Below are 4,496 nucleotides of genomic sequence, written 5' to 3'. Positions count from 1 at the left end.
CTGGCTCCCTCCTTCAGCGGGAGTGCTCCGCCGTCGTTCTTGAGCAGCACAACACCTTCAGCAGCAGCCTCGTAGGCAAGCCTCGCGTGACCCTCCAAGTCAGGCTGATTCGAGTACCTGTAGCCCCTGTAGGTGAGCGATTTCTCCACAAGCTCGAGAACCTTAGCGGCGGCTCTATCCAGCTCCTCCTCTTTCAGCTCGCCCCTCCTTACGGCCTCTACGAGCCTCGCGACGATCTCGTCGCTTCCCGGCATGATCAAATCGGTCCCCGCCTTGATCATCTCCACCGGGTTGTCGCCAGCCCCCCAGTCGGTCATGACGAGGCCTTCGAAGCCCCACTCCTCCCTCAACACCCTCGTAAGGAGCCACTCGTTCTGCACACAGTACTTGCCGTTCAGCTTGTTGTAGGCGCCCATTATCGCCCAGGGTTTCGCCTCCTTCACGACGATCTCGAAGGGCTTCAAGTAGATCTCGCGTAATGCCCTTTCAGAAACTATGGTGTCAACGATTACCCGGTTGACTTCCTGCTCGTTGGCTGCGAAGTGCTTCGGCGTAGCGCCCACGCCGGCGGACTGCACGCCCTTGACGTACGCCGCTCCAATGATACCGCTAAGGAGCGGATCCTCGCTGAAGTACTCGAAGTTCCTGCCGCAGAGCGGGTGACGGTGGATGTTGACTCCAGGGGCGAGGAAGACGTCGACCCCGTACTCCCTGGCCTCCTCCCCCATCGCTCGGCCAACCCTCTCAACCAGCTCTGGATTCCAAGTCGCAGCCAGCATCGTGGGGACGGGGAAAGACGTCGCGTACCACCAGCGGTCCTGCTGGGGTTCAATCCTGATCCCGCTGGGCCCATCGGCGGTGACGATGGAGGGGACCCTGACCGGCCGCGTTTCGCCAGCCGATCCCGGCAGCCTACGTGAACGACCCCAACCGACGACGAGGCTCGCCTTCTCCTCCAGCGAAAGAGAGCTCAACAGCTCGCGCAGACTCGCGGGTCGAACCTCACCCGCACCTTTCCCTGCTGTCACACCTCGACCAGCACTCGAGCCCGTATAATAGTGTTGCCACGCGAGTATCAGCACCGAAGCGAAGAGCAACGCTGTAACGGCGGCAAGCTTAGGGGAGAGCCTCACCCCTTCCACGAGCTCTATTGACAGCAAGCTATTTTTCTGGCTTCTCGATGGCAGCGCTGTGTGGCAGCGCCTGCTCCTGGACGAAATCGAGGGGCTTGAGGTACCGGTTGGTGAAGCTGTGGTCTGGTTCTTGGGTGGCGCGGGTCTAGCTGTTAAGACGGCCGAGTCTCTGATCTACATCGACCCGTACTTCGGCGGTTCTCCGTCGAGGGAGTGGTTGCGCATGATAGCCGTGCCCATCGACCCGACGGAGGTGAGGAAGGCGACTGCCGTGCTGTCAACGCACGAGCACGACGACCACTGCCACCGAGACACGGTCATACCTATCCTGAGGAGCACGAGGGCCACCTTCGTCGGGCCTCGCTCCTCCGTCGGCAGAGTCAGGGGTTGGCTGAGAGCGGAAGGGGTGGAGGCCACAGTCGTCGAAGTGAAGCCCGGCGACTCGCTGGAGATCAACGACTGCACGCTACGGGTTTTCCCCTCCGATGATCGAAACGCCGAGAGCGCTGTCACGTACCTGCTCGAAACGCCCGGCGGCAGCCTCTTCCACAGCGGGGATACCCCGTACTTCCCCGGTCTAGCCGAGATAGGCGATCTTTACGCGATCGACGTGGCCTTCATCAGCATCGGCAGGTCCGCGCGCGGGCGTAGGGATTACATGACGGTGTGCGAAGCCGCGAAAGCGGTCGAGGACCTCAGGGCGCGGGCTGTCGTGCCGATCCACTACGACATCTGGAAGGCGACGCGCGAGGATCCAAGGCTGCTCGGCTTGATCCTCTCAGCCTGGAACATCGGCGCGAAGCTCGTGATAATGCAGCTCGGCGACCGTGCCAGGCTGAAGCGGGGTGAGCTCACTCCAGAGTAACCGTTTTTGACGCCCCCGGGATAGCGGGGTGAAGGAGCATGACGGTTGAAGTCCAGCTGGGGCCGTACGTTACGCGCGTTACGGTTTACGCCCCCAACATCGTGAGGGTGATCCACTCTCCGCCTGGCGTAGCTCCGGCGCGCAGCTTCGTCGTGGTGAGGGAGCCGGGTGCAACCCCGTTCAAGGTCGAAGAGATCGACGACTGCACGGTGGTGCGCACCAGCGAGCTAGAAGTGATCCTCGACAGGAGGTTCTGCACCATCGAGTTCAGGTGGAGTGGTGGCTCGCTCTTCGAGCGGGACCGCGAGCTCAGGAGGGTGAAGGTGCTGGGCGAGGAGACGAACAGCCTCAAACAGGAGTTCTCCCTCGAGGAGAGAGAGGCGATCTTCGGTTTGGGCCAGCACGCCGGCTACAGCGCTCACACGGGCTTGAACTACGCCGGCAGGGTCGTTTACCTCGCGCAGCGGAACACGGACATCGCAGTGCCCTTCATGGTCTCCAGCAGGGGTTACGGTCTACTGTGGGACAACTACTCGATGGGCGTCCTCGAGTTCAAGCGTGGCAGGCTCAGAGTATGGTTCGAGGCGGGTGACGCGCTCGACTACTTCTTCATCCTCGGTCCCTCCCTCGACAGGGTTATCGCGGGCTACCGCTGGCTGACCGGCGCTCCACCCCTCCTGCCGAAGTACGCGTTCGGCTTCTGGCAGTCGAAGGAGCGTTACATGACTCAGGACGAGATCGTATCGGTGGTGCGCGAGTTCCGGAAGCGCGGTATCCCACTTGACATAATCGTGCAGGACTGGCAGTACTGGGGCAGGTACGGGTGGAACGCGTTCAAGTTCGACGAGAAGAACTACCCGGACCCGGAGAAGATGGTGAAGGAAATCCACGAGCTGGGCGCGAGGATAGCGATCTCGATCTGGCCGTTCTTCGGGGAGGAGACGGAGATCAGGAGGGAGGCTGAGGAGCTCGGCCACCTGGTGCCGGGCACGGGGCTTGTGAACGTGTTCAGTGAGGCCGCTCGAAGGTGGTTCTGGGAGAAGATCAGGGACACGTTCTTCCGAATCGGTATCGACGGCTACTGGCTCGACGCAACGGAGCCGGAGGTGAAGCCGATGCTCGTCTACGCCAGCTGGCAGCGCGAGCTCAAGGTCAACGGGGGGAGGATGTTCAAGTACCTGAACCTCTGGCCGCTGCTGGAAGCCAAGGCTGTCTACGAGGGGCAGAGGAGCGAGAGCAACAAGCGAGTCCTCATACTCACCCGCTCCGGCTTCGCCGGCATCCAGCGGTACGGTGTGATCAACTGGTCGGGCGACATCACGAGCGACTGGACGACGCTCAGGGCTCAGGTGTGGGCTGGCCTCAACTACTGCTTGAGCGGGCTGCCCTGGTGGTGCACGGACATCGGCGGCTTCTTCAGCGGTAGCCCGGACAGCGAGGGGTACAGGGAGATCTTCGTTCGCTGGTTCCAGTGGGGTGTCTTCTGTCCCATCTTCCGGGTTCACGGGACCTACTTCCCGAAGGAGCCGTGGCGCTTTGGCCCGGAGGTTGAGCGGATCCTGGTGGACTACATCAAGCTCAGGTACAGGCTCCTACCCTACATCTACTCGCTCGCATGGAAGGTGCACAGCGAGGGCTACACGATGATGAGGCAATTGGCGATGGACTTCCCCGACGATCCCGAGGCGCTGGAAGTCGACGACGAGTTCATGTTTGGGCCCTTCCTCTTGATCGCGCCGGTGACCACGCCCTCCACCTACGAGAGGGACGTCTACCTGCCGAGCGGGCTCTGGTACGACTTCTGGACAGGGGAATCATATAGTGGGGGCAGGTACGTGAGGGTGCCGAGCCCCCTCGACAGGATACCGGTCTTCGTGAGAGCCGGCGCAATCCTCCCCTTGGCACCCCCCGGCCTGCAGTCTTCGACGGAGAGGGTGGATAGGCTGGAGCTGAGAATCTACCCGGGTAGCGATGGGCGCTTCGAGCTCTACGATGATGATGGTGAAACCTACGATTACGAGAAGGGCGTTTACGCGCTCGTCCCCATCGCGTGGCGCGACCCCGAGGCTAGTCTCATCGTGGGTGAAAAGAGGGGGGCTTACGAGCTGCCCGAGCTGAAGCTGAACGTTGTAATCGTCAAGGAGGGGAGGGGAGTGGGACTGGCAGAGGTGAAGGACCCAGACGCGAGCGTAATTTACAAAGGGGCAAAAATCGAATTGAAAAATCTTAAAAGATAGCCGTTAAAGTTTTAAATTTATTTTTCTTTTATGTGAATCAATTCGATGTAGACATGCTTAAATAGCAGAGTTTTTTCATAGAAAAATCGTGAGCATTCAAACCAGGGATGTAGGCGAGATAGCCTCGAGGAGTTTCGGCTTCATGGTTAAACTGACGCGCGACATCGGTAACCTCCTGCTGCTCATCGTCTTGAACGTGATCCCCATCATCAACTTCATCGTTTTAGGGTACTTCGTCAGAGTCGTCAGGTACGACCACGA

Annotated in this window: 3 protein-coding genes; 2 read left to right on the top strand and 1 reads right to left on the bottom strand. The window is 60.5% G+C overall.

Annotated features, from left to right (window positions below):
- On the bottom strand, positions 1-1,142 hold a 1,142-nt coding region (locus tag QXF46_09220), incomplete at its 3' end, for a glycoside hydrolase family 3 protein (protein ID MEM0227040.1).
- Between the two features lie 49 nt (positions 1,143-1,191).
- Between QXF46_09220 and QXF46_09215 the strand changes: the two genes are divergently transcribed.
- Positions 1,192-1,998: an MBL fold metallo-hydrolase gene (locus QXF46_09215; GenBank protein MEM0227039.1), complete on the top strand. Its 807-nt coding sequence runs from the start codon at positions 1,192-1,194 to the stop codon at positions 1,996-1,998.
- A 38-nt stretch (positions 1,999-2,036) separates the two neighbouring features.
- The gene (locus tag QXF46_09210) at positions 2,037-4,235 is read left to right on the top strand and encodes a glycoside hydrolase family 31 protein (protein ID MEM0227038.1); all 2,199 of its coding nucleotides are present in this window, start codon (positions 2,037-2,039) and stop codon (positions 4,233-4,235) included.
- The last annotated feature ends 261 nt before the right edge of the window (positions 4,236-4,496 follow it).

Source organism: Thermofilaceae archaeon (assembly GCA_038731975.1).
Classification (GTDB): Archaea; Thermoproteota; Thermoprotei; order Thermofilales; family Thermofilaceae; genus JANXEW01.
The sequence above is the reverse complement of the archived record's forward strand: the minus strand, read 5'-3'. Positions and strand labels throughout refer to the sequence as shown.